General features: G+C 53.7%; 24 protein-coding genes. 15 read left to right on the top strand and 9 right to left on the bottom strand.

What is annotated here, in order from left to right:
* Window positions 1-12 precede the first annotated feature (12 nt).
* From galE to rfbA, 4 genes are read left to right on the top strand one after another with little or no spacing between them, the layout of a single operon-like run.
* The gene (galE, locus tag OO017_RS10835) at window positions 13-1,047 is read left to right on the top strand and encodes a UDP-glucose 4-epimerase GalE (protein WP_266052511.1); all 1,035 of its coding nucleotides are present in this window, start codon (window positions 13-15) and stop codon (window positions 1,045-1,047) included.
* Window positions 1,048-1,049: 2 nt separating this feature from the next.
* Window positions 1,050-2,099, top strand: coding sequence for a dTDP-glucose 4,6-dehydratase (gene rfbB, locus OO017_RS10830; RefSeq protein WP_266052510.1), 1,050 nt, complete (start codon window positions 1,050-1,052; stop codon window positions 2,097-2,099).
* Between the two features lie 21 nt (window positions 2,100-2,120).
* A complete protein-coding gene (locus OO017_RS10825; RefSeq protein WP_266052509.1) occupies window positions 2,121-3,146 on the top strand; it encodes an SDR family oxidoreductase in 1,026 nt (341 codons plus the stop codon).
* A 16-nt stretch (window positions 3,147-3,162) separates the two neighbouring features.
* Window positions 3,163-4,032: a glucose-1-phosphate thymidylyltransferase RfbA gene (gene rfbA / locus OO017_RS10820; RefSeq protein WP_266052508.1), complete on the top strand. Its 870-nt coding sequence runs from the start codon at window positions 3,163-3,165 to the stop codon at window positions 4,030-4,032.
* Between the two features lie 90 nt (window positions 4,033-4,122).
* Here rfbA and chrA read toward each other — a convergent pair whose 3' ends face one another.
* Together chrA and OO017_RS10810 are read right to left on the bottom strand one after the other, a co-directional pair.
* Window positions 4,123-5,292, bottom strand: coding sequence for a chromate efflux transporter (gene chrA, locus OO017_RS10815; protein ID WP_266052507.1), 1,170 nt, complete (start codon window positions 5,290-5,292; stop codon window positions 4,123-4,125).
* Between the two features lie 82 nt (window positions 5,293-5,374).
* Window positions 5,375-6,358, bottom strand: coding sequence for an isopenicillin N synthase family dioxygenase (locus OO017_RS10810; protein ID WP_266052506.1), 984 nt, complete (start codon window positions 6,356-6,358; stop codon window positions 5,375-5,377).
* Between the two features lie 97 nt (window positions 6,359-6,455).
* Between OO017_RS10810 and OO017_RS10805 the strand changes: the two genes are divergently transcribed.
* The 5 genes from OO017_RS10805 (at window position 6,456) to OO017_RS10785 (ending at window position 10,306) form a co-directional block, all read left to right on the top strand.
* Window positions 6,456-7,304: a hypothetical protein gene (locus tag OO017_RS10805; RefSeq protein ID WP_266052505.1), complete on the top strand. Its 849-nt coding sequence runs from the start codon at window positions 6,456-6,458 to the stop codon at window positions 7,302-7,304.
* A gap of 248 nt (window positions 7,305-7,552) precedes the next feature.
* Entirely contained in the window at window positions 7,553-8,299 is a 747-nt protein-coding gene (locus OO017_RS10800) for a PKD domain-containing protein (RefSeq protein WP_266052504.1), read from the top strand.
* A 64-nt stretch (window positions 8,300-8,363) separates the two neighbouring features.
* Window positions 8,364-8,534, top strand: coding sequence for a hypothetical protein (locus OO017_RS10795; RefSeq protein WP_266052503.1), 171 nt, complete (start codon window positions 8,364-8,366; stop codon window positions 8,532-8,534).
* Window positions 8,535-8,696: 162 nt separating this feature from the next.
* On the top strand, window positions 8,697-9,815 hold the full coding sequence (locus OO017_RS10790; RefSeq protein WP_266052502.1) for a redoxin family protein: 1,119 nt from the start codon (window positions 8,697-8,699) through the stop codon (window positions 9,813-9,815).
* A gap of 83 nt (window positions 9,816-9,898) precedes the next feature.
* Window positions 9,899-10,306 carry a hypothetical protein gene (locus OO017_RS10785; protein ID WP_266052501.1) on the top strand — a complete coding sequence of 136 codons (408 nt, stop codon included), beginning with the start codon at window positions 9,899-9,901 and terminating at the stop codon, window positions 10,304-10,306.
* Window positions 10,307-10,369: 63 nt separating this feature from the next.
* Here OO017_RS10785 and floA read toward each other — a convergent pair whose 3' ends face one another.
* From floA to proS, 3 genes are all read right to left on the bottom strand, one after another.
* Window positions 10,370-11,365: a flotillin-like protein FloA gene (gene floA / locus OO017_RS10780; RefSeq protein WP_266052500.1), complete on the bottom strand. Its 996-nt coding sequence runs from the start codon at window positions 11,363-11,365 to the stop codon at window positions 10,370-10,372.
* Between the two features lie 10 nt (window positions 11,366-11,375).
* The gene (locus tag OO017_RS10775; RefSeq protein ID WP_266052499.1) at window positions 11,376-11,849 is read right to left on the bottom strand and encodes an NfeD family protein; all 474 of its coding nucleotides are present in this window, start codon (window positions 11,847-11,849) and stop codon (window positions 11,376-11,378) included.
* A 184-nt stretch (window positions 11,850-12,033) separates the two neighbouring features.
* Complete coding sequence (gene proS, locus OO017_RS10770; RefSeq protein WP_266052497.1) at window positions 12,034-13,512, bottom strand: proline--tRNA ligase; 1,479 nt, start codon at window positions 13,510-13,512, stop codon at window positions 12,034-12,036.
* A gap of 195 nt (window positions 13,513-13,707) precedes the next feature.
* Here proS and OO017_RS10765 point away from each other — a divergent pair, with 195 nt between their 5' ends.
* From OO017_RS10765 to OO017_RS10750, 4 genes are all read left to right on the top strand, one after another.
* Entirely contained in the window at window positions 13,708-14,964 is a 1,257-nt protein-coding gene (locus OO017_RS10765) for a leucine-rich repeat flightless-interacting protein (protein ID WP_266052496.1), read from the top strand.
* A gap of 27 nt (window positions 14,965-14,991) precedes the next feature.
* The gene (locus OO017_RS10760; RefSeq protein WP_266052495.1) at window positions 14,992-16,533 is read left to right on the top strand and encodes an OmpP1/FadL family transporter; all 1,542 of its coding nucleotides are present in this window, start codon (window positions 14,992-14,994) and stop codon (window positions 16,531-16,533) included.
* A 709-nt stretch (window positions 16,534-17,242) separates the two neighbouring features.
* Complete coding sequence (locus tag OO017_RS10755; protein WP_266052494.1) at window positions 17,243-19,474, top strand: S9 family peptidase; 2,232 nt, start codon at window positions 17,243-17,245, stop codon at window positions 19,472-19,474.
* A 198-nt stretch (window positions 19,475-19,672) separates the two neighbouring features.
* Window positions 19,673-20,479 (top strand): YybH family protein, encoded by an 807-nt coding sequence (locus tag OO017_RS10750; RefSeq protein WP_266052493.1) that lies wholly within the window; start codon window positions 19,673-19,675, stop codon window positions 20,477-20,479.
* Between the two features lie 8 nt (window positions 20,480-20,487).
* Here OO017_RS10750 and OO017_RS10745 read toward each other — a convergent pair whose 3' ends face one another.
* The 4 genes from OO017_RS10745 to OO017_RS10730 form a co-directional block, all read right to left on the bottom strand.
* Window positions 20,488-21,351 carry a RelA/SpoT domain-containing protein gene (locus OO017_RS10745; protein WP_266052492.1) on the bottom strand — a complete coding sequence of 288 codons (864 nt, stop codon included), beginning with the start codon at window positions 21,349-21,351 and terminating at the stop codon, window positions 20,488-20,490.
* A 121-nt stretch (window positions 21,352-21,472) separates the two neighbouring features.
* Entirely contained in the window at window positions 21,473-21,775 is a 303-nt protein-coding gene (locus OO017_RS10740; protein ID WP_266052491.1) for a hypothetical protein, read from the bottom strand.
* Between the two features lie 236 nt (window positions 21,776-22,011).
* A complete protein-coding gene (locus tag OO017_RS10735) occupies window positions 22,012-23,454 on the bottom strand; it encodes an aldehyde dehydrogenase (RefSeq protein ID WP_266052490.1) in 1,443 nt (480 codons plus the stop codon).
* Between the two features lie 231 nt (window positions 23,455-23,685).
* A complete protein-coding gene (locus tag OO017_RS10730; protein WP_266052489.1) occupies window positions 23,686-24,474 on the bottom strand; it encodes an SDR family oxidoreductase in 789 nt (262 codons plus the stop codon).
* Window positions 24,475-24,586: 112 nt separating this feature from the next.
* On the opposite strand from OO017_RS10730, the gene OO017_RS10725 reads away from it, so the two are divergent.
* A complete protein-coding gene (locus OO017_RS10725; protein ID WP_266052488.1) occupies window positions 24,587-25,126 on the top strand; it encodes a 3-hydroxyanthranilate 3,4-dioxygenase in 540 nt (179 codons plus the stop codon).
* Between the two features lie 3 nt (window positions 25,127-25,129).
* A complete protein-coding gene (locus tag OO017_RS10720; RefSeq protein ID WP_266052487.1) occupies window positions 25,130-25,675 on the top strand; it encodes a GNAT family N-acetyltransferase in 546 nt (181 codons plus the stop codon).
* Window positions 25,676-25,716: the final 41 nt, after the last annotated feature.

Below are 25,716 nucleotides of genomic sequence, written 5' to 3'. Positions count from 1 at the left end.
ACCTATAGACTTTTGGCAAACGGAAAGATACTGGTAACTGGCGGCGCTGGCTACATCGGCTCTCACACGGTGGTGGAGCTGGTGGAGGCTGGCTATGAACCGGTGATTATAGACAATTTCTCGAACTCCGAGGAGAGCGCATTGGAGGGCATTGCCGCCATACTTGGCCGCCACATCCCATGCCACCGCATTGACTGCACAGATATAGAAGCCCTGCGCAAAGTGTTTGAACTGGAGCAGAATATCCAGGGCGTTATCCATTTTGCGGCCTATAAAGCAGTGGGAGAGTCTGTAAATGAGCCGTTGAAGTATTACCATAACAATGTGGGTTCGCTGGTAACGCTGCTGCAGGTGATGGAAGAGTTTAAAGTGCCCAACCTGGTTTTCTCCTCCTCGTGCACCGTGTACGGCATTCCCGACAAGCTGCCCGTAACCGAGCAGACGCCGGTGCAGAAGGCCAACTCGCCTTATGGCAATACCAAGAAAGTATGCGAGGAGATCCTGACGGACCTGGCCAACAGCGGCGACAGCAATATCAGGGCCACGGCACTGCGCTACTTTAACCCGATCGGGGCGCATCCTTCTGCCAAAATTGGGGAGTTGCCGCTTGGCGTACCGAATAACCTGGTGCCATTCATCACACAGACTGCAGCGGGTATTCGCAAAGAACTTACCGTTTTTGGGGATGATTATGATACGGCGGATGGCACGTGTGTGCGCGATTACATCCATGTGGTGGACCTGGCAAAGGCGCACGTGGTGGCGGTAGAGCGCCTGCTGCAAGGGAAGGCTGAAAGTATAGAATTCTTTAACGTAGGCACTGGCACAGGCAACACCGTGCTGGAGGCTATTCATGCGTTCGAAAAGGCGTCCGGACAGAAGCTTAACTACAAGGTAGGCCCGCGCCGCGCCGGCGATGTGCCGAAGATCTACGCTGACGTAACCAAATCCACCAAAGAACTAGGCTTTAAAACCACCAGTACCCTGGAGGAAGCTATGAAAAGCGCCTGGGACTGGCAGCTGTCTCTTCAGAAAACGAAAGTATAAGTATGAAAATATTAATTACAGGAGGGGCTGGCTTTATCGGATCACATGTGGTGCGCCTGTTCGTCACCAAGTACCCCGACTACCAGATCTTTAATCTCGACAAGCTGACCTACGCTGGCAACCTCGAGAACCTCTCCGACATCGAGGAGCGGGAGAACTATACTTTCCTGAAGGGCGACATCGTGGATGCGGCCTTCCTGGAAGAGATCTTCTCTGCCTATAAGTTCGATGCGGTGATCCACCTGGCGGCCGAGTCGCACGTGGACCGCTCCATCTCCGACCCGCTGGCCTTCGTGCAGACGAACGTGATCGGCACGGTGAACCTGCTGAACACAGCCCGAAAGCACTGGGCGGATGACCTACAGCGGCACCTGTTCTACCACATCTCCACCGACGAGGTGTACGGCTCGCTGGGCGAGGACGGCCTGTTCACCGAGGAGACGGCCTACGACCCGCGCTCCCCGTACTCGGCCTCCAAGGCCTCTTCCGACCATTTCGTGCGCGCCTGGTTTCATACCTATGGGCTGCCGGTGAAGATATCGAACTGCTCCAACAACTATGGCCCGAACCACTTCCCCGAGAAGCTCATCCCGCTGGCCATCCACAACATCAAAAGCGAGCGTCCGGTGCCGGTGTACGGCAAGGGCGAGAACGTGCGCGACTGGCTCTACGTGCTCGACCACGCCCGCGCCATCGACGTGATCTTCCATGAGGGCAGGGTGGGCGACACCTACAACATCGGCGGGGTGAACGAGTGGAAGAACCTGGACCTGATCCACCTGCTCTGCGACCAAATGGACGAGAAGCTGGGCCGCGAGAAGGGCCACTCCAGGAAGCTGATCACCTTCGTGAAGGACCGCGCCGGCCACGACCTGCGCTACGCCATCGACTCCTCTAAGCTGATGGATGAGCTGGGCTGGGAGCCGTCTGTGACCTTTGAGGAGGGCCTGAGCAAGACAATTGACTGGTACCTGCAGAACCCGGAGTGGCTCGAGAACGTGACCTCGGGCAACTACCAGAGCTACTACGAGCAGCAGTATACCCATCGATAAGATTTGAATTTTAATTACAATATGTACGATTCCCCATTCCACGAAAAACCGCTGGAGAGCCTGTCGTTCCTGGTAACAGGAGGCGCTGGGTTTATAGGCTCTAACCTGGTAGAATACCTGCTGAAGTATAACGTAGGCAAGGTGCGTGTGCTGGACAACTTCTCCAACGGCTACCGCAAGAATATCGAGCAGTTTCTGGATAACCCGGCTTTCGAGCTGGTGGAGGGCGACATACGCGACGTGCAGACCTGCATGGACGCCTGCGCCGGGATGGACGTGGTGCTGCACCAGGCGGCGCTCGGCTCCGTGCCCCGAAGCATCAACGACCCCATCACGAGCAACGACGTGAACGTGGGCGGCTTTGTGAACATGCTCACGGCAGCGAAGGACCAGAGCGTGAAGCGCTTCGTGTATGCCGCCTCCTCGTCTACCTACGGCGACAGCAAGGAGCTGCCGAAGGTGGAGGACCGCATCGGCAAGCCGCTTTCGCCTTACGCCGTGACCAAGTACGCCAACGAGCTGTACGCGGACGTGTTCGGAAAGACCTACGGCATGGAGATCATCGGGCTGCGCTACTTTAACATCTTCGGCCCCAAGCAGGACCCGAACGGCGCCTACGCAGCCGTGATTCCACTGTTTATCGACGCGCTGATCCATAACCGCCCGCCGAAGATCAACGGCGACGGGGGGCAGACGCGCGACTTCACCTTCGTGGAGAACTGCGTGCAGGCCAACATCAGGGCGGCGCTAGTGGAGAACCGGGAGGCAGTGAACCAGGTCTACAACATCGCTGTGGGCGACAGAACCTCGCTGCTGCAGATGTTCCACATCCTCAGGGAGACAGCAGGTGCCGACGTGGAGCCGGTGCACGGCCCTGACCGCGCCGGAGACATCCGCGACAGCCTGGCCGATATCTCCAAGGCACAGCACCTGCTCCGCTACGACCCGAAGGTAAGGATACAGGAGGGACTGCAGCGTACGTTCGAGTGGTTTGAGCAGAACCAGGAGTTTATCTACAGAGACACCAAAGCCGCCACGGCGGAGTAACAAAGTATAAAAGGAGATGAAAGGAATCATACTGGCGGGCGGCTCCGGCACCAGGCTGCACCCGCTGACGCTGGCCGTGAGCAAGCAGCTCATGCCGGTCTACGACAAGCCGATGATCTACTACCCGCTGTCTACTTTGATGCTGGCGGGCATCCGCGAGATCCTGATCATCTCCACGCCCCATGACCTGCCCCTGTTCAAGCGCCTACTGGGCGATGGCTCCCGCATCGGCTGCCGGTTCAGCTACGCGGTGCAGGAGACACCGAATGGCCTGGCGCAGGCCTTCGTGATCGGCGAGGAGTTTATCGGCTCTGACAAGGTGGCCCTGGTGCTCGGTGACAACATCTTCTACGGCTCAGGCATGAGCAAACTCCTGCAGGCCAACGCCGACCCGGACGGGGGCGTGGTGTATGCCTACCACGTCACAGACCCGGAGCGCTACGGGGTGGTGGAGTTCGACAGGGATATGAAGGCCGTCTCGATAGAGGAGAAGCCCTCAGAGCCTAAGAGCAGCTACGCCGTGCCTGGTTTATACTTTTACGACAACGAGGTAGTCAGCATCGCCAAGAGCCTGGAGCCGAGTGCAAGGGGTGAGTATGAGATCACGGACGTTAACAGGGAGTACCTGAGAAGGGGCAAGCTGAAGGTAGGCATCCTCAACCGCGGCACGGCCTGGCTCGACACGGGCACGATCCAGTCGCTGATGCAGGCAGCCACGTTTGTGCAGGTGATCGAGGAGCGGCAGGGGCTCAAGATCGGCTGCATCGAGGAGGTGGCCTGGCGCATGGGCTTTATTGATGAGGAGCAGCTTAGGGCGGCGGCAGAGCCGCTGCGCAAGAGCGGCTATGGGGAGTACCTGCTCAGGATTCTGAAGGAAAAGAGGTAAAGTATAAGAGGCTGTTGAAAGACTGCCTCTTTTTTTGCTTACACTTTTCCGGGAAGTATAGTAAGGTAAAAGCAAAGCCAGGTATCGCGCCTACAACACAAACCCCAGCAGCAGCCCCGTAAGTATAAGCACCGGCGCGGGTATCTTGGTGAACATGAGCAGACTGAAAGTTGCCAGTACGATACCGAAATTGAGCAGGGTGTTTTCGATGGGTTGGTAGAGAAGTATGGCCGCGGCCACCACCATGCCGGAACTTACGGCGCTGATCCCTTCCAGGGAGGCGCGGATCACCCTGTACTTCTTTAGCTCATCCCAAAAGCGAATTACGAAGAAGATCAGGAACGTGCCGGGCAGAAAGATACCTACCGTGGCCACAAAGGAACCTAAAAATTGGCCCGCAATACCATACTCGCGCATGGCCAGATTGCCCACAAAAGAGGTGAACGAGAAGGTTGGCCCCGGCAGCGCCTGGGCAATGGCGTAACCCGATAGGAACTCCTCGCCGGTCAGGTAGCTTTTAAAATCGACAAACTCGGAGTAGAGCAGCGGGATGAGTACCTGTCCGCCCCCAAAAACGAGGCTGCCGTTACGGTAGAAGTTCTCGAACAAGCGCACCGGCAACGACGAAGTATAGGCACCCAGCAAGGCGGCAACCACCAGCACCGCCACATAAAGTATAAAATTGGCCCACTGGATGTGGAGGCTCTTGTTCTGCTCCCGGGGGTGCTGCTTAAAGCGCAGGGCCGTCACGGCGCCTCCGGCTATCAGCAGTGCAGGAAAAACCCACGGCGAATGGAAGAAGAAGGCAAGTATAGCTGAAATCACCATCAACGACACAGCTGTTTTGGTGTGCACCACCTTTGAGCTGATCATATAAGCAGCATAGGCCACAAAACCTACCGCCATAGGCTGTATGTACCGCAAAAAGCTGAGCGATACACCCTGCCCCTGCAGGTAAGAGATCGTAACGGCGGCTACGGCCATAATGGTGGCCGCAGGCAATATCCAGACCAGCAGGGTAAGGTAGGCGAGGTTAGGTCCCCCAATCTTGTAGCCAATGGCCGTGAGCGTTTGGGTAGAGGTAGGCCCGGGGAGGATGGAGCAGAGGGCGTTTAACTCAATCAGTTCCTGCTCTGTAAGGTAGCGGCGTTTCTCCACCAGCAGTTTAAACATCATGGCAATATGCGCCTGTGGCCCACCAAACGCAGTGAGGGCCAGCAGCAACACGTCTTTCAGGAAGATGTAGTAGCGCAAACTCATGGTGGCATAAAAATAAAAAAAGAGAGACAGCTTTAAAGCCATCTCTCTCTATTATGTTTACAGATGCATGTGCCTATTTGTATTAGGCTTTTTTCAGGCCAAGTTCTACCAGGCGCTCGTTCAGGTACTCACCTGCGGTGGCATCCGGGAAAGCCTTCGGGTGCTGCTCATCGATACAGCTCTCCAGGCAGGTCAGGTCCATTTCGGAGCGTGGGTGCATGAAGAACGGGATAGAGTAGCGTGAAGTATGCATCAGCTCGCGCGGCGGGTTTACTACGCGGTGGATGGTAGACTTCAGCTTGTTGTTCGTTAAACGCGCCAGCATGTCGCCCACGTTCACGATCACCTGCTCTGGCAGGGCGGTGATCGGAATCCACTGGCCGTCGCGGCGAAGCACCTGCAGACCGTCGGCGCTGGCGCCCATCAGCAGCGTGATCAAGTTAATGTCACCATGCTCGGCAGCGCGCACCGCATCGGCAGGAACACTGTCTGGGTTCTCGATCGGGAAGTAGTGGATAGGGCGCAGGATGCTGTTGCCATACTTGACCTTCTCATCAAAGTAGTTCTCCTCCAGCCCCAGGTGTACGGCGATGGCGCGCAGCACCTGCTTACCTGCGGCTTCCAGCTTGCGGTACGCCTCCAGGGTAACCTCCTTAAATGCCGGTACTTCGGTCGGGAAAATGTTCGCAGGGTATTCTGCTTTGATTGGGTCGCTGTCCGGAATATCGCTCAGCTCCTGGCCTACGTGGTAGAACTCTTTCAGGTCGCCGGTGTTAAACCCCTTTGCTTTCTCTTTTCCCTTGCCTACATAACCGCGCTGGCCTGCAAGCTCCGGGTTCTCATACGTTTGCTTCACCTCATCTGGCAAGGCGAAGAATTCTTTTGTGGCCGCGTAAAGCTTTTCAGTCAACTCATCGCTGAGGCCATGGTTACGCAGGGCAATAAAGCCGATGTTTTGGTAGGCTTCGCCTAGCTGCTTAACAAATTGAGCCTTTCTCTCAGCATCTCCAGAAGTGAAATCCGCCAGGTCGAGAGAAGGAATCTCGTCAAACAAAATCTCGCTCATATATAATTTTTAGCGTATACTTTTTCGTGATGTTCACGTAGTTCGCAATATACGAAGAAAAATTACTAAATTAGCTACATCGCTAACCTAACGAATAATGATGAAAAAAACGTACCTACTGATGGCTTCGGCCCTGATGCTCTGTTTCTCGGCCTGTGATACCGCACGCCAGACGCAGGAAGCCGAAAATCAAACACCCGCCGCAACATCTAGGGTGTCTGGAGGGCCAAGCCCTTCAGGCGCTGTTATGAGTAAGAACGGTCTGCGCGTTTACGCGTTCGACAACTCGCAGAAATACCCTGAGTCGCAGCTGCGCCTCAACACGCCGCCTGCAGGAGGAGTGGTGGAGCCGGGGCCGGTTCAGTTTGACTATACCTTGTCTAACTTCCAGTTGACCCGCATGACGCCGCACTCAAATGCCGAGCACATGGCAAACTCGCAGCAAGGGCAGCACATCCATAACATTGTGGATAACGAGCCTTACACGGCCCACTATGAGACCGAGTTCTCTAAAGACCTGACGGAAGGAGAGCACGTGATCCTGTCGTTCATCTCGCGTTCTTACCACGAGAGCCTGAAGCATAAAGGCGCCTATGACCTGCGCAAGGTAACCGTAGGTAAGCCAACCGAAACGATGGAGTTTGACGAGAATGCTCCGCACATGTTCTACAGCCGCCCGAAAGGTGAGTATGTGGGGCCTAATGAAACGGAAAAGGTGATGCTGGACTTCTATCTGGTGAATACTAACCTCTCCACCACAGGCAACAAAGTGCGCGCTACTATAAACGGCACCGAGTTTATGCTGGACCGCTGGATGCCATACATTATGGAAGGCCTGCCAATGGGTGAGAACAAGATTAAGCTGGAGCTGGTAGACAATAACGGCAATGTGCTGCCTGGTCCATTTAACAGCGTAGAGAGAACCTTCACGCTGAAGGCGCAGTAGCAAAGACTTACAACGTAGAAAGTATAAAATCCCGCCTCTAAAGTATAGGGGCGGGATTTTTATTTTGGTAATTCAGCATTGTGGCTTTAGGGGTGTAGGTAAGGTAAAAATATTTCATCTGGATATGTTACTATATGTGAAATTGTTAATATATTCGAATCGCCTGTGCTAAAGATATTTAACTATTCAGCGGTCTAAGCCAGTCATCCTTTACCTCTTACTTCTCCAGCCTAATCCTTAACTTAGCAATGAAAAAGAACTTTCTCCTGATTTTCTTGATGGCTTGGGTACTCTTCTCCTGCGATAAAGAAGAAAAATTAGTGGTGCCTGCTCCTGAGTTTACCATCCCGGATGAATTTTACACTACAGAAGAGTACGTCACCATCAAAGACGTGAGCGAAGCAGATGGTTACCACTGGGACTTCGGTAACGGAACAACCTCTACACAGCGGGAGCCTGATTCGTTTACGTATACGGAGCCAGGTGCTTATACTATTACCCTGACAACGTATACCGCAGGCGTTGCAAAAACGACTGAAAAGGAGGTAAAGGTGGCGCGGCTATATGCCTACGAGGTGCAGTTGCTGAGCTACTTCGAAAACTATGCTTTGGAGGGAGGCGACACTGGAGCGCCTTCGGAAGGCAACCCGGATGTATACTTGCAGGTTTCTGCCATTGAGAACAATAAAGAACAGGTAATCTTCAAGAGTGACGTGCGCCCTGCGGTTACCAGAGAAGACCTGCCGCTGACCTTTGCCGTGGATCGGATTCTGCTGGGGAGGCCATACTCGCCTTATACCTTCGAACCGTTCTTCAAATTCTTTGACCAAACCGAAGATAAAGCTGATCGGCTAATCGCCCACAATATAGTTGCAGGAGGTAGCAGTCATTTTTACCTCGATAAAGCAGCAAAAGAAGGATACTATACACAGCAGCGTGGTAACGACAACTGGGGCTCTCATATTCTGGTGAAGTTCAAGGCAGAGTTGCCATAGATCAACTCTGCGCATTGTTGCGCTGAATTAGTACGGTTATTATGGGAAAGCTGGGAGAACTTGCATGACAACTGAAAGACTAACGGGACTACTGATGTTGCTGGCCTTGCCGGGCTGCAGCCTCAAAATGCCTGCCTATACTTCCTCAGGCAAACAGGTGCTGATGGAGCAGAAGCATGTAAGCCTAAGCATTTTACTCATACCGCATGTAGCTGATCGCCCGCGCCAAACTTAAGGTGCGGGCGATTTTTGTTTTGCAGGTATGCTATGGCGGAAAGCTAATTTCTGCGTCTGTAGGAGTGCGTGCCGGAGTTGGAAGAGAGCATATTAATACCTATATTAGGTATTAATTAAAGATTTATTTAAAATTTATATAGATAACTTAAAAGAGATAACTATGGCACAATCTGTTTTGCTAAAATGCTTTCTGCTGTTATACATGCTGTTGCTGGCCGCAACAGGCTTTGCCGCCGACCCCAAGCCGCTGGAGATAGGGGCTCCGGCGCCTGATTTCAGTCTGCCGGGCACAGACGGTAAAACCTACACGCTGAAAAGCTTTAACGACGCCAAGGTGCTGGCCATTATATTCACCTGCAACCACTGCCCCACAGCGCAGGCATACGAAGACCGTATCATTGCCTTAACCAAAGATTACAAAGACAAAGGAGTGGCCGTGGTAGCGGTGTCGCCCAACGATCCGGAGGCGGTGAGCCTCGACGAACTGGGCTACAGCGACATGGGCGACAGCTTTGAGGAGATGAAAGTGCGGGCAAAGGAAAAAGGCTATAACTTCCCTTACCTGTATGATGGAGAGACGCAGAAAATGTCGATGGCGTACGGGCCGGCTGCCACGCCGCACGTGTTCCTTTTCGACAAGCAGCGCAAGCTGCAGTACAACGGCCGGCTCGACAGCTCCGAGAAACCGGGCTCTGCCAACGCCGAGGATACACGCAAAGCGCTGGATGCCCTGCTGGCCGGTAAGCCGGTACCTGTTGCCACAACAAAGACGTTCGGCTGCTCTATAAAGTGGGCTGATAAAAGAGCACTGGCCGAGCGGGCAAGGGAGCAGTGGGCGAAAGAAGAGGTGACGCTGGAGCTGATTGACGAGCCGGCCCTAAAGGCCCTGCTGCAAAACAACACGGATAAAGTACGTCTGGTAAATGTGTGGGCTACCTGGTGCGGCCCCTGCGTGCAGGAGCTGCCAGACTTTGTTGACATCAACCGGATGTACCGCAACCGCGACTTCGAGTTCATCACCATCAGCGCCGACAAGCCCGACAAAAAGGACAAGGCGCTGGCCGCCCTGAAGAAACTAGAGGCCTCCAACAAAAACTACCTCTTCAACTCCGAAGACAAGTATAAGCTTATCGAAGCCATCGACCCGGAGTGGCAGGGGGCGCTGCCTTATACACTTTTAATTGAGCCGGGGGGCAAGGTGCTCTACCGCAAGCAAGGCTCTATTGTGCCATACGAGATGAAGAAGGCTATCGTGGAGAAAATCGGGCGGTACTATTAAGCTTTTCTAAAGAAATGACTTGCCATTGTCTATCTAAACCGGCATCAGGGCGTTTTTTATCGGGAAGGTGAATACAAATTGTAATGGGAACTGTAAGACTAACGGGACTACTGATGTTACTGGCCTTGATGAGTTGCAGCCAAAAGATGCCAACTTATACTTCCTCAGACATAGACATACTGATGGAGCAGAAGCATGTAGAGCTATACCGGAAAGCTCCTAAAGTATGGCCAGCAAAAGGACGCGTGGTTGCTACGGCGGATGAGCTGATTTTTATCCCTTCCCCATACTTTGGGGCGTTATACTTAAACGGGCAAGACAGCACTGTTATCAACCTAAGGGATACTGTAATCCTGGAAAAGAAGCCTTGGATGTGGGTTTTCCCTTTTGGGATAGAAATAACCACTGGAGAAGGTGTGAACTACAGTTTCGTATCAGTGCGGCGAAATGAGTTAATAGAGAAAATCCGGGCGTTAAACCAACAGGACTAAGTATAAAGTCACTGTTAATAAACAGCAAGGGCCGCCTTCATTTGAAAGCGGCCCTCGCTGTTTTTACTCTTTCGGCCTGCCACTGCTGCCTCCGCCTCCCTGGCCCGGGTTGGCGATGTTGTTGCGCATGTCGGTGTCCGACTGAATGTTTTGCATGCGGTAGTAATCCATAATGCCGAGGTTGCCGCTGCGGAAGGCCGCCGCAATGGCCTGCGGCACCTCTACCTCTGCCTGGATCACGTTAGCGCGCGCCTCCTGGGCCTTGGCCTTCATCTCCTGCTCTACGGCTACGGCCATGGCGCGGCGCTCCTCTGCCTTGGCCTCCGCCACTTTCAGGTCGGCGTTGGCCTGGTCTATCTGCAGCTTGGCGCCGATGTTCTCGCCCACGTCCACGTCGGCAATATCAATCGAGAGGATTTCATAGGCTGTGCCGGCGTCCAGGCCCTTCTGCAGCACCAGTTTCGAGATAATGTCCGGGTTCTCGAGCACCACCTTGTGCGAGCCCGACGAGCCGATGGAGGTTACAATACCCTCACCCACGCGGGCAAGTATGGTTTCCTCGCCGGCGCCGCCCACCAGCTGCATGATGTTGGCACGCACCGTTACGCGGGCCTTGGCAATCAGCTGTATGCCATCCTGCGCCACAGCGGCCACGTTAGGCGTGTTGATCACCTTCGGGTTAACAGAGGTGGTTACCGCCTCAAATACGTTACGGCCTGCCAGGTCGATGGCGGTGGCCTGCTTAAACGATAGCGGAATATTGGCCTTGTCGGCAGAGATAAGCGCTTTGATCACGTTCGGCACGTTTCCGCCAGCCAGGTAGTGTGTTTCCAGCTCAGTGGTGGTTACGTCGATACCTGCCTTGGTGGCGTTGATCATAGAGTTGACGATGAGGCTTGGCGGCACCTTTCGGATGCGCATGAACACCAGCTCCAGGAGGCCTACTTTTACGCCCGAGAAGAGCGCCGTGATCCAGAGGCTGATCGGCACAAAGTATAAAAAGATGATGAGCAGGATAATGCCGCCTGCTATAAGAAAAATGGGGGTTAGGTTTTCCATTAGGGTTAGGTTAGGAGATTGCTTCTACGATGATCTTATTTTGGTTAAGTCTGATAATGCGAATAGAGGTGTTGGGGGCTACAAACTCACCATTGGTCTGTACCTCGTGGTGCTGGTCGGCAAACAAGGCAGTGCCCTGCGGCCGCAAGGCCGAAACAGTTATGCCTTCCTCGCCCACAGCCAACGTATGCTGGTACTCTTCGTTCACGCGGCCCCGGTTCTGCTCCTTCAGGGCAAAGCGCGACCAGCTGTCTGACCGGAAGCTGTAGAAAAAGGCAAGGCCACCAATAAGTACGGTGGCAGCAAGTATGATGTGGCCGATGTTGGTGCCCAGTGCGGCATAGCCAATCCACACCCCGATGGCTGTAAGTACAAAGCCAATTATCCCCACCACCGTGGTGCCTGGTACGAATATCAGCTCCACTATGATGAGTAGCAGGCCAATGCCAATAAGCGCAATCACTGTAATCCAATCCAGTAGCATAGGGCTTAGGTGTTATAGTGTACAATATAGCAATTTCTTCATGATTTATTAGAATAGTTGCCGCCAAAGTATAAACCCCTCTAAAAACAAAAGCGCCACCTCCGGTCAGGGAAGTGGCGCTGTAAAAGTATAGTCGCTGCTGCAGGTTACGAATACCTAGTAACGAGCAACAGGTAACAAAGCATTAGTAGGCCTTTGCAAAGTATACACGGCGCTTGCTTGGCTTGCCGGTTACCATGTCCACGCCGTCTTCCTCAGGCGTGTTCAGGGCGATGCAGCGGATAGTGGCCTTCGTCTCCTCCTTGATGCGCTCTTCGGTTTCAGGGGTGCCGTCCCAGTGGGCAAGTATAAAGCCGCCTTTGGTCTCCAGTACCTGCTTAAACTCCTCGTAAGAGTCTACCTTGGTGGTGTGCTCCTCGCGGTAGTTCAGGGCTTTGCTGTAGATGTTCTCCTGGATCTCATCGAGCAGGGCCGGGATGTAGTCTGCCAGGGTGGCGAATTGCTGGGTGCTTTTCTCCTTGGTGTCGCGGCGGGCCACTTCGGCGGTGCCGTTCTCCAGGTCGCGGGCACCGATGGCGATGCGCACCGGCACGCCTTTCAGCTCCCACTCGGCAAACTTAAAGCCCGGGCGCTCGGTGTCGCGGTCATCAAACTTCACGCTGATGCCTTTGGCCAGCAGCTCGCGCTTCAGCTGGTTCACCTTCTCCGAGATTTGGGCCAGCTGCTCCTCGCCTTTGTAAATTGGCACAATCACCACCTGGATAGGGGCCAGCTTCGGAGGCAACACCAGGCCTTCATCATCCGAGTGTGCCATTACCAACGCACCCATCAAACGCGTGCTCACACCCCAGGAGGTTCCCCATACGTGCTCCAGCCCGCCATCTTTCGTGGCATACTTCACATCAAAGGCCTTGGCGAAGTTCTGGCCCAGGAAGTGCGATGTACCTGCCTGTAGCGCCTTGCCGTCCTGCATCAAACCTTCGATACAGTACGTCTCCAGAGCGCCGGCGAAGCGCTCATTCGGCGTTTTGAGGCCGCGGATTACCGGCAGGGCCAGGTATTGCTCGGCAAAAGTAGCGTATACTTCCAGCATCTGCTCCGTCTCGGCAATGGCTTCCTCAGCAGTGGCATGGGCCGTGTGCCCTTCCTGCCACAGGAACTCAGCCGTGCGCAGGAACAGGCGCGTGCGCATCTCCCAGCGCACCACGTTAGCCCACTGGTTTATCAGTAAAGGAAGGTCGCGGTAGCTCTGAATCCAGTTTTTGTAGGTGTTCCAGATCACGGCCTCAGAGGTTGGGCGCACGATCAGTTCTTCCTCGAGCCGGGCATTTGGGTCTACGCGCAGCTTGCCGGCCTTGTCGGGGTCGGTTTGCAGGCGGTAGTGGGTTACCACGGCACACTCTTTCGCAAAGCCCTCAGCATTCTGCTCCTCGGCCTCAAACAAGCTCTTGGGCACAAACAGCGGGAAGTAAGCGTTCTCGTGGCCAGTAGCCTTAAACATGTCATCCAGCACACGCTGCATCTTCTCCCAGATGGCATAGCCGTAAGGTTTGATCACCATACACCCGCGCACGGCCGAGTTCTCTGCCAGGCCTGCCTTCTTCACCAGCTCGTTATACCACAGCGAGTAATCTTCGCTTCTTTTAGGTAACCCTTTGCTCATTTTACTTTAATTTATCTTAAATGTCAGTATTGTATTGAATTTGGAACAAATTTTGTTGTTCAGATATATAGTATCCGGGCATCGTTCCGGTTCAAAATTACGTTAATATTATAAACTATAGATAAGGTTTTGCTCCATTTGTGCTTATCTTTGATATAGAAGAAGTTAATACCCACAGATCATCAGCAGAAGGCCATGAAAAAATATACTTTATTTACCGTAGCCCCCGTGCTTGCCCTGCTGGCTGTAGGCTGTAGCAGCCCTGTTGCTATGCAATCGTCGGAGTACGACGATATGTACTACAGCTCATCAGACCAGACAGTGTACGTGGAGCCGGCCGCGCAACAACCGGCGCAGGCTTACCAGCAGTACGAGAACCGCAGCGAGGAGGCGGCGCTTGCCGAGGGCGAGGTGCTTAATCCGGAATACTCCGAGAGTAACATAACGCAGAATTACTCCGGTGATGAGTATTACGATGGCCGTGCCTATGATGCGCGTGACAACTGGTACCGCCCCGACTATTCGTATGTGGACCCGTACTGGGGCTCAGCCTATGTGCCGCGCCGTACGAGTTACGCCTTCTATGATCCTTTCTACGATCCATTCTATTACGATCCTTTTTACTATGATCCCTTCTGGAACAATGCCCGCTTCAGAACCGGCGTGAGCATCAGCTTCAGTTATGGTTGGGGTAATGGTTTCTACGGATCCCCATACTATGGCTACAGCAACTGGTGGCCTGGCAGCTACGGACATGGCTACTATAATGGCTATTACAGAGGCTTGCACAGGGGTTACTATGCCCATCACAATCCTTACAGCTGGTACAACGATAGGCCGGTGGTAATTGGTAAAGTTAACAAAGTACAGTATGGCCCACGCGATAGCCGCAACACGCAGGTAAACGGTAATGTAACCGGCAGGCCATCCAGAGATGGGGTATACCGCGGCGAAAGTACCGGGGAAAGCCAAGGCGTGGTAGGCCGGCAGTCGCGCAGCAGCCGCAGCACGGTCTCACCGGCTAGCGGAACGAAGCAGGAGTTGCCGGCAAGGCCAAGTCGCTCCAGCAGAAGCACCGTGGAGCCACAGCAGCAAAATGCCCAACCAGAAAATACCCGTAGCAACCGCAGAACCCGCGAGTATGTACCAAGCCGCTCAACAGAGCAGCCGCAGCAGCGCCGCGAAATCCGTACCCGCACCATCGAGCGCCAGCAGCCAAGCCGTACTATAGAGCGAAGCAGACCTAGCCGAACTATTGAGCGGAGCCAACCTGCCCGTATAGAGCGGAGCAGCCCAAGCCGCACAATAGAGAGCCGTCCGAGCCGCACCTACGAGAGCCGCCCAAGCAGCACACCAACTCCTAGCATAGACAGGAGCAGCAACAGCAGCAGTAACTCATCATCATCATCGGGGAGCAGTGGCGGCGGTCGCCCCTCAAGAGGAAACAATTAGCAGCATAGTATAAAAACTATATAAAAGATGAAGAAGACACTATTGGCCAGCCTGGCTTTACTGCTGGGCTGGGGCGGTACTGCTTTTGCCCAAACGGAGATAGACGCCCTGCGCTACTCCCAAACGGGCGTGTCGGGTACTGCGCGTATACAAGGTATGGGCGGTGCGCAAACAGCACTGGGCGCCGACATCTCCAGCCTCTCGGGCAACCCGGCTGGCCTGGGCATGTTCCGCCGCTCCGAGTTCACGATCTCCCCGGGCATTCAGTCCATCTCTAACAATACCTCCATACTTGGGGAGCGTACCACAGGCAGCAACAGCAACTTTGTGTTTCCGCAGCTGGGCGTGGTCATATCTAACCGGAAAGGAGACAGCGATGAAAGCGACTGGCGCGGCGTAACCTTCGGCATCGGATTTACGAGGCTCAATAACTTTAACGAGCGCTATACTTCTTACCGCACGCAGTCCGGTACGCTAGACCCAACTTTAGTAGAATATTTTGCTGACCTGGCTGCACAGAATGGCCGTACAAGGGCCAGCCTGGACCAGGAGTTCGATGCGGGCTTTACAACTCTGGAAGGATTGGGTTACGGCGCTTACCTCTTTGATGTGACGGAAGAAGGAGAAGTATTTGCGGAGGAGCGCATCGGAAGTATAAGCCAGCGCGAAGAGATCATCAGAACCGGCTCCCAGAACCAGATCGATATTGGCGTAGGTACCAGCTACAAAGACAGGTTATATATAGGCGCCTCGTTGGGTATCGTCACGGTGGATTTTTCGGAGGAGAAGATATACACCGAGGCTGAGGGCGATGCCAGCACACCTTTTACCAGCCTGGAGTATGTGGATGAGTTCTCGACCTCAGGTGCCGGCGTTAACCTGAAAGTGGGCCTTATTGCCCGCCCGATAGATGCCCTTCGCCTTGGACTTAGCATCCAGACACCAACAGCCTATACTTTTGACGACGACTACCAGCGCAGGATTTCCACAACGTTTAACGATGGCGTAGAGACGGCGGCTGAAGTGCCGGGGCAGTTCTCGTACCGTTTGGTAACTCCGTTTAAGGCTACCGGTGGTGTGGCCTACTTTATCGGTAAGTATGGCTTTGTTACCGCCGATGTGGAGTTCGTGAATTACGGCAGCGCCAAGTATAGGGAAGATGATGATTTCTCTTCCGGAGGCTTTTTTGATGATATCAACGATGGCATTTCCAGCAATAACAGCTCTGTGGTGAACTACAAGATCGGGGCAGAAGCCCGTTACGAGGTGTTCAGGCTGCGTGCCGGTTATGCTTATAATGCTGATCCGGAAGGTGGTTCCAGCTACGATGCCGGATTTATCAACTACAAGTATGGCCCAACCCATAACTATACTGTGGGGGCTGGGGTAAGACTGCAGAATTTCTACGTGGATGCGGCTTATGTGCATTCACAGCAAGATGTAGGTTATGCCCCCTTTGTGAGCGGCACATCTTACTCGCCTTACTCACTTAAAACTTCGGGCGAACCTGTGCTGAATATCGACAAAAAACAGAACTCCGTTATGCTGACAGTGGGCGTGAATTTCTAAGTTTAGCAGGTATAAAGTATAAAAGCGGCAGCTCCGGAAGGGGCTGCCTTTTTTTGAATCAAGATTTATAGGATTAGTGGATGGGCTGGCTCAGCAGCCGATTATCCAACCACCCCTGCCCCTCCTTAACCAAGGAGGGGAGCTTTCGGCAGGTGATGAACCCACCCCTAACCCCTCCGAGGAGGGGAATTATAACCCCACCCCTTCCCTCCCCTTTTCTCGAGGGCCCCTACCCCCAGAACAGGGGAGGGAGTCCGGTTCAAGCTCCGTTAGCGGAAGCTATCGAAAACCGATCCCAGTCCTTGGGTTGAGCGCCTATGCGAGTTTTTCCGGTGCCGAGCGCGAGCGAGGCATTGCGACGCAGGAGCAAAGGAAAAGCTCCCAGCGCGATGCCCGAGGACGAGCCATCCCGGGCTTGAGGGAGCCAAAGCCAGAGGTGAAACGATAGGTTTGTAGGACTGAGGATGAACAGAAGCAGAAAAGGATAGCTTGTTTCGAGTTGAAGGAAGCGGCGGCTAAAGTATAATCTATGACTTACATGGACAAGGATGTCCGGAACAGCCAAAGTATAAACCAAAGATCAACACCAGCAAAAAAGCATAAATACCTCCCTAAAACAGCTACAGGTATGGTTTTGGCTACAGACTTATGGCGAAACCATATTATTCTCCTAACTTAGAGGAGCTAAACTATAACTAAACCAAAAAACATGCATATCAGACTTAGAGCAAACCTTTTGGCTGCCGTGCTCCTGTGCTTCGCGTTTGTGGCGCAGGCCCAGCAAAAAAAGGACATCACCCTGGAGGACATCTACCAGAAGGGTACCTTTCGTGCCAAATCGGTGTACGGGGTGAACTGGATGAACGATGGCCGTTACTACAGCTCGCAGGTGCCAGACGAGCAAAACAAAGTATATGACATCGTAAAGTATGATGTAACCACAGGGAAGCCGGTAAACACCATTATCGAGGGCGAGAACCTGGTGCCGGAGGGCAGCGACAAGCCTATCCAGTACGATGGTTATACGTTCTCCTCGGATGAGCAGAAGGTGCTGTTCTCCACGGAGTCGGAGCAGATCTATCGCCGTTCTTCCAAGGCGGAGTTTTACATCTATGACATCGCTTCTAAAAAACTGACCAAGCTGAGCGACGGTGGCAAACAGCTGTACGCTTCCTTCTCGCCGGATGCCAAGCGCGTTGCCTTTGCCCGTGAGAACAACATGTTTGTAACGGACCTGAGCAACATGCAGGAGACCCAGATCACCACAGACGGCAAGTTCAACTCCATCATCAACGGTTACGCCGACTGGGTGTACGAGGAAGAGTTTAGCTTCGCGAAGGGCTTCCACTGGTCTCCAGACGGAAAGAAGATCGCTTTCTATACGTTTGATGAGACCAACGTGCCGGAGTTTAACATGCAGATGTGGGGTGATCTTTACCCGGAGGATTACAAGTTCAAGTACCCGAAGGCCGGCGAGGCAAACTCTAAGGTAAAAGTATCCGTGTATGACGTGGCCAGCGGCAAAACCGTGAAGATGGACACCGGCAAAGAAGAAGATATTTACTTGCCGCGCATCAAGTGGACAAACAACCCGAACCTGCTTTCTATCCAGAAACTTAACCGCCTGCAGAACACGCTGGAGATCCTGCATGCCAACGCCACCACCGGAAAATCGGATGTGGTATTGAAGGAGACGGACAAAGCCTATATCGATATCACCGACGACCTGACTTACCTGAAAGATGGCAAGCACTTCATCCATTCTTCAGAGGTGAAAGGCTTTAACCACCTGTACCTTTACAATATGAGCGGCAAACTGGTGCGCCAGATCACGAATGGCAACTGGGAGGTGAGCGAGTACGTGGGCTACGACGAGAAAAACGATCGCCTGTACTACATGTCTACGGAGGTGTCGCCGCTGGAGCGCCACCTGTACAGCATCAGCAGCAAAGGCAAAAAGAAAGAGCGCCTGACGCAGGAAGCCGGCACGCACCGCGTAAACATGAGCAACGACTTCAAGTATTACCTGGATTATGCCTCTGCCGCCAACGAGGTGCCAACTGTTAGCCTGCACACGGCAAAAGACGGCAAGCTGATAAAGGTGCTGGAGGATAACGAAAAACTGAAGAACACGCTGGCGCAGTACGACATGGCCAAGCAGGAGTTCTTTACCATGAACACGCCGGACGGTACCAAGCTGAACGGCTGGATGATCAAGCCAACGGATTTCGACCCGAACAAGAAATACCCTGTGCTGATGTTCGTTTACGGTGGTCCGGGCTCGCAGACGGTTACCAACAGCTGGGGCGGCACGAACTACTTGTGGTACCAGGTGCTGGCCGACAAAGGTTTGATCGTGGTGAGCGTGGACAACCGCGGTACAGGTGCCCGTGGCGCTGCCTTCAAGAAATCGACTTACGCCAACCTGGGCAAGTATGAAATCCAGGACCAGATTGACGCCGCCAAGTGGCTGGGTAACCAGTCTTACGTAGACAAAAACCGCATCGGCATCTGGGGCCATAGCTTTGGCGGCTACATGACACTGCTGGGCCTGACCAAAGGCGAGGGCGTGTTCCGTGCCGGCATTTCAGTGGCTCCGGTTACCAGCTGGAGATACTATGATAGCGTGTACACCGAGCGCTTCCTGAAAACACCGCAGGAGAACGCCGCTGGCTACGATGACAACTCACCGCTGATGTTTGCCGACAAACTGCAGGGCGACCTGCTGCTGATCCACGGTACCGGCGATGATAACGTGCACTTCCAGAACGCGGTAGCGATGCAGGATGCCCTGATCAGCGCCAACAAGCAGTTCGAGAGCTTCTACTACCCGAACCGTAACCACGGCGTTGGAGGCGGCGTAACTTCCATCCATCGCTTTAACATGATGACGAACTTCCTGGAGCGCAAGCTGATCAACCCAACCGAGGTAAACCAGTAAGCAAAGTATAAATCCAAGTATAAAAGGCCCGCCGGAAACGGTGGGCCTTTTCTTTTTACAGGGGTTGCCGTTTTAAAACTTCGGTTTAAAGTATAAACAAAGGTGTAAGTGCTTAAATTTTAAGTGATTGCCTGATATGGGTGTGATAATATCAGCTATATTTGGCCTTATTACCTGCCACACAAATCACTTAAAACTATGAAGAATACCGCATTTCTATTGCTGGCGCTTTTGTTGTGCGCTTACCAAACTAAAAATACTCCCCGCGACAAAGCCCTTGAAAGCCTGTCCAACGCTGAGCGCGCCTTCTCGGCCACATCCGAGGTAAAAGGTATCAGCCATGCTTTTATGCAACACCTCGCCGAAGATGGGCTGGTGTTTGCCCCAACGCCTACCAACGCACATAAACTTTATGCCGCCGCCCCTGCCAGTACAGCCTATCTTAGCTGGTATCCTGCCTTCGCCGACATCGCCAGCTCCCTGGACTGGGGTTACACCACCGGGCCTTACCAACTCAAGCCAAGTGCAGATGCCGAGAAAGCGGTTGGTGCAGGCTTTTACCTGTCGGTGTGGCGCAAGCAGCCGGACGGGCAGTGGAAAGTGGCGATTGATATGGGTAACTCCTTCTCGCCAAATCTGCTGAAGGAAGAAACCTACCAGCCCATTCCTGCCAACACAAAATCTAAAAAAGCAAAGGGCGCAAAAGAGGAACTCCTGACGAAAGATGTGCAGCAGGTGCAGCCATACTTTGCCGAGACGCTGATTTACCGCCATGGCGAGTATCCCTACAAGTATAAAGACGCAAGTATAGAGCCGGCCGCTAACGTGGTGTATACCAACCTGGGGCACGAGCTTTCGCCGGCCGCAGACATGGCTTATACTTACGGCAGCTACACCCAACCCTCCGAAAAAGGCGAGGAGAGGGGGCACTACCTGAAAGTATGGAAAATGCTGGACGGGCAGTGGACATTGGTGGCACATAACCTGGTGCCCGACAAAAAGTAAGCAATTGGTTAAGTACCCGTTTGTTTGGCCAGGCAAGCGTACAGGTACTGCTTTTCCTGCTCATCTATGGGCAGTGCCTCTATGTGGCTGCGGAGCTGGGCAACTGTTACCTCGGGCTGGGCTTGTGGGTGGTTATACTTGTGCAGCTCCTCGGCAAGCGCCTGGATCTGGGAAGCTACGGCATCCGCTTTCATAGTAAACTGGCCCAGGAGCCAGAGCAGCCTGTTCAGCAGCTCATTGGGCTCATGGTCGGGATACCGGATGCAGTGGTCTATTTCGCTCCAGCCTTCCTCCAACAGCGTTTTTACCTGCACTTCTACCAGGTACTGCTGCCGGTTGGGCTTTACTTTCAGGATAAAGTGCTGGGCTTCGTACCCGCGGTCGTTAACTATCACATTGTACTGGCTGGCGGCAAACAACCTGGTTCGTGTGGCTTGCTCATTGCTGACGTAGGCATACGGCGTCCGCTTCAGCTCCCATACCTGCTGTATGTACTCTCCAATGCTGTGGCAGGCCTCCTTGTACAGGTGCAGGGTGCGCACTCCCACCAAATCATTGATATACTCCAGGTAATTATGGACATCCAGGTGCCTGTCGGGGTACTCTTTCTTTTTGCGGATGATCTTTTTAAGCAGGTGCAGCGGCTCCTTCACCCGGTGCCGCACGGCGTGCGCGTCCTGTTGCCGCCGCAGGGTGGTGGTTACCAACTGGGCGATATCCTCCAGCTCCTGCAGGCGGTTGGTATAGTCGTTGTAGATGGCAGTTAGGGTCTTTGCCTCCAGCCCCTGCGCGCGCAGCTCATCCTCACTTACCTGAAGCTGGGCAAGTATAAACGGTACGGCGGCTTTATGTGAACGTCCGGCTGAGCGCATAAGTAGGAGAGGGTATCAACAAGCCCCTCACACAAAGTATAGCCGGTTTGCCGCGAAATGTTGCAGCTAACTAGCGAAAGTATACTTTTGGCTAGTATGCTTACACGGAATTACCTTGCGTTCACTTTAGCAGGGGAAGCTTCTGTCGGGCCAGCTCTTTCAGGTTAAAAACAGCGGCCCCTATCTCTTTTTCAGAGAATGACCAGGCCAGGTATGGGTGCTCTTGTAACAGGTAAATCGTGTCCTCCTCTTCCAGATAAGACTTAAAATCACTCCACTTAACGGTGTTTACATTCTGAGCATAGCTTATACTTACCTCTTCCTCTGTATAGGTGAGAGCTGGCTTTGTGGTAAACGCCTGCACACTGTCCTCTGCAAGCTGCCTTAGGATGCCGGTTCTGCGCTTATGCGTCTTCCATTTCAAGTAAAGCAGGTACATTCCAAAACCAACCCACCAGAACGGCAGCGCAAATACCCCGACTGCGCCAATATTATTTTCAGAAAAAAAGAAAAGCAGGAGGGAAGCCAACGTAAGCGCTAAAAAGAAAATCGCCCTCCGTATGTTTCTTCTGTTTGAGATAGAAACAACGTACCTGTCTATGAAAAGAAGCTGCCTGTATGTTTCTTCAATTGAGGTATAGATAGGTACAGGCCCCATCGCTACAACTTCACGCAAACATTCTGCGGTTCGGTAAAGAAGCGTAGCGCCTCAAAACCGCCCTCACGGCCAACGCCGGAGCTTTTCATGCCGCCGAATGGCGTACGCAGGTCGCGCAGGAGCCAGGTGTTGATCCAGACGATGCCTGAGTGCAGCTGGTGTGCCACACGATGCGCACGGGTCAGGTTTTGGGTCCAGATGGTGGCGGAGAGGCCGTAGGCGGTGCAGTTGGCATACTCAATTACCTCTTCCTCCGCGTCGAACGGAATGAGGGTTACTACCGGGCCAAAAATCTCCTCGGTGTTGGTGCGGCACTCCGCTGAAAGGCCCTCGATGATGGTAGGGGCGATAAACCAGCCTTTGGCGCAGCGTCCCTCCACCTGCACCTGGTGTCCGCCGGCAAGTATGGTGCCGCCCTCTTCTTTGGCCAGTTCTATGTAAGAGAGCACCTTTTGCATGTGCTGCTCCGATACTACCGCGCCTACTTTGGTGCCGTCCTCCAGCGGGTCGCCTACCGTCAAGGCCTTTACTTTTTCTACAAACGCCTCTTTAAACTTATCGTACAGCGGCCGCTCGATGAAGATGCGGGAGCCGCAAAGGCAAATCTGCCCCTGGTTGGCAAACGACGAGTGCACAGAAGTATAAAGCGCGTTATCAAAGTCGCAATCGGCAAAGATGATGTTCGGGTTTTTGCCGCCCAGCTCCAACGAAAGCTTCTTGAACATAGGCGCTGCCGTGGCTGCTATACTTTTTCCGGTAGTGGTGCCCCCGGTAAACGAGATAACCGGCACCTTTGGATGCGAAACGATAGCCGCGCCCACTTTATGCCCGTAACCGTGCACGATGTTTAGTACGCCAGCCGGAAGGCCTGCCTCCATGCAGATTTCTGAGAGCAGGTAGGCCGTCATGGGGGTTACTTCGGATGGTTTGGCCACCACGCAGTTGCCGGCGGCCAGGGCAGGGGCGATCTTCCAGGTGAACAAGTATAAAGGCAGGTTCCAGGGCGAGATGCAGCCAGCCACACCATGCGGGTGGCGCACGGTATAGTTGATGGCCTCGGTGCCCTCCATGTAATGCGCCTCGGAGGCGAAGTGCTGGATGGCCGTGCCATAAAAGCGCATGTTGCTGCTGGCGCGCGGAATATCCACGGTTTTCGCCAGCTTTAGTGGCTTCCCGTTGTCAATCGATTCGGCTTCAGCCAGGCGGTCCAGGTTCTGGTCAATCAGGTCAGCGATGCGCATCAGAATGCGGCCCCGCTTCTCGGCGGTGGTGTTGGCCCACGCAGTGAATGCTGCTTGCGCCGCCTTCACTGCCAGCTCCACATCCTGCTCATCCGAGTCCGGAATACAGGAGTATACTTCGCCGGTTGCCGGGTTATAGTTATCGATGTACTGCCCTGCCACAGGCTCAACCAGTTGGCCGTTTATGTAGTTCTGAAGCTTCACGGGATAATCAATTAAGAATTAAAAATTAGGAATTAGGAATGGGAATCCAACCACCCATTTCTGCCGCAAGATTTCATCTTGTGGCCCTTTTTGAGGCAAGCTTTCAGCTTGCGTTATAAACTATAACCTTCCTATTGCTTAATGCAAGCTGAAAGCTTGCCGTCATGGCAAACTACGAGTTGAAAACTCGTGGGAGGGGTTAAACTACCCATAACAATTATCAATCAACAATTACAAACACCCCGTCCTGCCGCCATCCACCGGCACGTTAATGCCATTGATGTAAGCCGCGGCCGGAGTCGCCAAGAAAGCAGCTGCGGCGGCTACTTCCTCAGGTTCTGCAAAGCGGCGGGCCGGTATTTCCTTCATCATGCTTTCCTCGATGGCATCCACCTCCGTGGACGTTTTCTTCGCCTTGTTCTCGATGATGGACTCCAGCCTTCCGGTGCGCGTGGCGCCCGGCAGCACGTTGTTCACCGTAATGCCGAATTGACCCAGCTCGTTGGCCATGGTTTTGGCCCAGCTGGCCACTGCCCCACGAATGGTGTTGGACACGCCCAGGCCATGCAGCGGCTGCTTTACCGAGGTGCTGATGATGTTGATAATGCGGCCATACTTTGCCTGTTGCATGGCGGGAATAACGGCTTTGGCCAGCAGGTGGTTGGCGATCAGGTGCTGATGAAAGGCATCTATGAACTCATCCGAAATGGCTTCGGTGATTGGTCCGCCCGCCGGTCCGCCGGTGTTGTTCACCAGTATGTGCACCTCCGGCTGCTCCTTTAGGTAAGCCTGCACTTGTATGTTCAGGTCGTAAGGGTTAGCGAAATCAGCGATGATGTAGTCGTGCTGCTGCCCCTGCTGCGTGTCCAGCTCCTGGGCTACCTGCTGCAGCTTCTCCTCGTTGCGGGCTATCAGGGTGATGCTGGCCCCCAGTTGTGCCAGTTCTATGGCTATTGCTTTGCCGATGCCCTGCGTGCTGCCGCACACCAGGGCCCGTTTGTTCTTCAGGTTTAAGTCCATAGGCTAAATGTACGGAAATCCCCACAAAGAAGCATAGCCACACTTGCGTGGCAGGCTACCATGTTTGCCGGAAAATGCGTACTTTCAAACAATCAACCTCAAAACTAAAACTATGGCTATCGCAAAACCTTTCAACTTTAAAAAATGGATTGACGAACACCGCCACCTGCTGAAGCCCCCGGTAGGCAACCAGCAGGTTTTTAAAGGCAACGACGACTTTATTGTGATGGTGGTGGGCGGCCCCAACGCGCGTAAGGATTACCACTACGACGAGGGGGAGGAGTTTTTCTATCAGTTGGAGGGGGATATTGTGCTAAAGATCATTGAGGATGGCAAACCGGTGGATATTCCGATAAAGGAGGGCGAGATTTTCCTGCTGCCGCCGCGTGTGCCGCACTCTCCGCAGCGCCCGACCAACACCGTGGGCCTGGTAATAGAGCGTTACCGAAAGCCCGGCGAAAAGGACGGTTTCCTGTGGTTCTGCGAGAACTGCGGCAACAAATTGTACGAGGAGTATGCCGACGTGAGCGATATAGTAGGGCAGCTGCCTGTGATTATGAGCCACTTCTGGGACAACCTGGAGCACCGCACCTGCAACAACTGCGGCACTGTGATGGAGCCGCCGGCAAAGCCAGCCGAGGCAGCCAGGTAACCTATGCCCCACCAAGAGCTGACCACAGATCGCCTCCGTCTGCGGCTCATACAGCCCGCAGATGTCGAGTTTATACTTCAGGGACTGTCTGACAGACGGGTGACGAAGTACTATGCCGTGCATTTTGATACGCTGGAGCAGGTAGAGCAGGAGCAGATGTCTTTTTACAAGGATTTGCTGGAGAGCGGTACTGGCGCCTGGTGGTGCTTTTCTCTGAAAGAGGATGACCGGCCGATAGGCGCCTGTGGCCTGAATAACCTGGAGGCGGAGCATCGGAAAGCGGAGATAGGCTTCTGGATGCTGCCACCGTACTGGGGCCATGGCTATACTTCCGAGGCTGCGGCGGCTGTGCTGAAGTATGGCTTTGAACAGCTGGGCCTGAACCGCATCGAGGCCGAAGTGGAAGGAGGCAATGAGGCATCCGGGCAAGTGCTGCGCAAGCTGGGCTTTACCTTAGAGGGCCGGCTGTGTGAGCGCGAGTTCAAAGCTGGAAGGTTTGTAGACCTGCTATACTTTGGCCTGCTCCGGAAAGACTGGCAGCAAGTATAAGCATTGGCGTCTGGAGTGCGTACAAAGTATAAAATGCTTAT

The organism is Pontibacter anaerobius, from assembly GCF_026241195.1.
Taxonomy (GTDB): domain Bacteria; phylum Bacteroidota; class Bacteroidia; order Cytophagales; family Hymenobacteraceae; genus Pontibacter; species Pontibacter anaerobius.
This window is presented reverse-complemented; position numbering and strand designations above follow the sequence as displayed.

Bases quoted from the DNA above. Each gene is read 5' to 3' on its own strand.
- rfbB (WP_266052510.1), top strand. From the start codon at position 1,050: ATGAAAATATTAATTACAGGAGGGGCTGGCTTTATCGGATCACATGTG.
- OO017_RS10825 (WP_266052509.1), top strand. From the start codon at position 2,121: ATGTACGATTCCCCATTCCACGAAAAACCGCTGGAGAGCCTGTCGTTC.
- rfbA (WP_266052508.1), top strand. From the start codon at position 3,163: ATGAAAGGAATCATACTGGCGGGCGGCTCCGGCACCAGGCTGCACCCG.
- chrA (WP_266052507.1), bottom strand. From the start codon at position 5,292: ATGAGTTTGCGCTACTACATCTTCCTGAAAGACGTGTTGCTGCTGGCC.
- OO017_RS10810 (WP_266052506.1), bottom strand. From the start codon at position 6,358: ATGAGCGAGATTTTGTTTGACGAGATTCCTTCTCTCGACCTGGCGGAT.
- OO017_RS10805 (WP_266052505.1), top strand. From the start codon at position 6,456: ATGATGAAAAAAACGTACCTACTGATGGCTTCGGCCCTGATGCTCTGT.
- OO017_RS10800 (WP_266052504.1), top strand. From the start codon at position 7,553: ATGAAAAAGAACTTTCTCCTGATTTTCTTGATGGCTTGGGTACTCTTC.
- OO017_RS10795 (WP_266052503.1), top strand. From the start codon at position 8,364: ATGACAACTGAAAGACTAACGGGACTACTGATGTTGCTGGCCTTGCCG.
- OO017_RS10790 (WP_266052502.1), top strand. From the start codon at position 8,697: ATGGCACAATCTGTTTTGCTAAAATGCTTTCTGCTGTTATACATGCTG.
- OO017_RS10785 (WP_266052501.1), top strand. From the start codon at position 9,899: ATGGGAACTGTAAGACTAACGGGACTACTGATGTTACTGGCCTTGATG.
- floA (WP_266052500.1), bottom strand. From the start codon at position 11,365: ATGGAAAACCTAACCCCCATTTTTCTTATAGCAGGCGGCATTATCCTG.
- OO017_RS10775 (WP_266052499.1), bottom strand. From the start codon at position 11,849: ATGCTACTGGATTGGATTACAGTGATTGCGCTTATTGGCATTGGCCTG.
- proS (WP_266052497.1), bottom strand. From the start codon at position 13,512: ATGAGCAAAGGGTTACCTAAAAGAAGCGAAGATTACTCGCTGTGGTAT.
- OO017_RS10765 (WP_266052496.1), top strand. From the start codon at position 13,708: ATGAAAAAATATACTTTATTTACCGTAGCCCCCGTGCTTGCCCTGCTG.
- OO017_RS10760 (WP_266052495.1), top strand. From the start codon at position 14,992: ATGAAGAAGACACTATTGGCCAGCCTGGCTTTACTGCTGGGCTGGGGC.
- OO017_RS10755 (WP_266052494.1), top strand. From the start codon at position 17,243: ATGCATATCAGACTTAGAGCAAACCTTTTGGCTGCCGTGCTCCTGTGC.
- OO017_RS10750 (WP_266052493.1), top strand. From the start codon at position 19,673: ATGAAGAATACCGCATTTCTATTGCTGGCGCTTTTGTTGTGCGCTTAC.
- OO017_RS10745 (WP_266052492.1), bottom strand. From the start codon at position 21,351: ATGCGCTCAGCCGGACGTTCACATAAAGCCGCCGTACCGTTTATACTT.
- OO017_RS10730 (WP_266052489.1), bottom strand. From the start codon at position 24,474: ATGGACTTAAACCTGAAGAACAAACGGGCCCTGGTGTGCGGCAGCACG.
- OO017_RS10725 (WP_266052488.1), top strand. From the start codon at position 24,587: ATGGCTATCGCAAAACCTTTCAACTTTAAAAAATGGATTGACGAACAC.
- OO017_RS10720 (WP_266052487.1), top strand. From the start codon at position 25,130: ATGCCCCACCAAGAGCTGACCACAGATCGCCTCCGTCTGCGGCTCATA.